At 73.1% G+C, this 1,407-nt stretch carries 2 pseudogenes; one reads left to right on the top strand and one right to left on the bottom strand.

Annotated features, from left to right (window positions below):
* A pseudogene (locus tag AC2W7M_RS25455) lies at window positions 1–583 on the top strand (type III PLP-dependent enzyme domain-containing protein); the annotation flags it as partial.
* Window positions 584–751: 168 nt separating this feature from the next.
* Here AC2W7M_RS25455 and AC2W7M_RS25450 read toward each other — a convergent pair.
* Window positions 752–1,407, bottom strand: a pseudogene (locus tag AC2W7M_RS25450) (hypothetical protein); the annotation flags it as partial.

The following is a 1,407-nucleotide window of genomic DNA, read 5'->3' as shown; positions in this document are numbered from 1 at the left end:
GGCTTCCCTGCCGCCTATGCCGCCGACCCACGCCGGCCGCAGCCCGCCATGCCGCCGCTCGCGGACATCATCGCCCGCCGTGATGGGGGCGGTGGAGCGCGGCGGCTTTGCCGGCATGCCGCTGGTGGCGGAGCCGGGGCGGGTGATCGTGGCGCGCGCCTTCTCGGTGATCGCCCGCGTGCTTCTGAAGAAGGGCCAGCGGCTCTACATCAATGACGGCATCTGGGCGTCGCTGTCGGATTCCTGGACCGGCAAGATCGTGCTGCCGGTGCGCCACATCCCGGACCCGGCGCGGCGCCGCCGCGCGGGGCGGGCGGACAGGATCGAGCCGTTCCGCATCTATGGCGCCACCTGCGACAGCGTCGACGTGCTCTCGCGCCCGTTCTTCCTGCCGGAGAGCGTGGACACCGGCGACTGGATCGAGATCGGCCACATCGGCGCCTACTCCCTGTCGCTGCGCACGCGCTTCAACGGCTTCTATCCCGACACCTTCGTGGAGGTGGACACCCCCTTCGAGGCCGGCCCGGCGCCGGAAGGCTTCGCCGAGCCGGAGCGAAGGATGGGCGTGGCGCCGGAGGGGTAGGGCGCACCCGCCTCCCTACCGCGCGCCCGGCCGCAGGATGGGCCCTCCGGTCAAGCCGCAGGGCGACGGTGGTTGGGGGAAGCGACGGCGGGAAATCCTTCACCGCCGTCATGCTCTCTCACCGCCGTCATGCTCCGGCTTGACCGGAGCATCCCTGCCACCGCCCCCTCATTCCCCCTGCTCGAACGCCTCCATGAAGGCCGCCACCTTACGGTTCACCCGCACGTCGGTGCCGCGGATCTCGCGCACCAGGGAGAGGCCCTCCAGCGAGCGGGCGCGGGAGAGCGCCACATAGGCCTGGCCGGGGGCGAAGGCGCCGTCGCCGAAGTCGATGCGCACGTCGTCCAGCGTCAGGCCCTGCGCCTTGTGCATGGTGAGCGCCCAGGCGGGCGCGAGGGGGAGCTGGGTGAAGGTGCCCACCACCTGCGTCTCCAGCCGCCCGCCCGGCTCGTCCCAGCCGTAGCGGATGCGCTCCCAGGTGAAGGCCTCGATCTCGACGATCGGCCCGGTGTCGAGCTTCACCACCGCGCTGTGGGCGCCGAGGCCGAGCACCGTGCCCACCGAGCCGTTGACCCAGCGCCGGGCCGGATCGTTGCGCAGCGCCATCACGCGGGCGCCGGGCTTCAGCACCAGTTGCTCGGGCACCGGCAGGCGGTCGCCGTCGAGGCCGAACTCGCCCTTGAGGAGGCCGCCGAAGGCGCGCCCCTCGCCCGGCAGCGCGGCGAGGCCGCGGGCATTTGTAGGCGTCGGCCCCGGGCATTGGTGGGGGTGAGGAGCACCGGCTGCGCGCCGTCCCGGTGCGGGCCGCACGCAGGCGGCGTTTC

This window comes from Xanthobacter sp. BG11Y11_SDJG (assembly GCF_057364445.1).
Note: the sequence above shows the minus strand (reverse complement) of the source record. Positions and strands in the feature narration are given on the sequence as shown.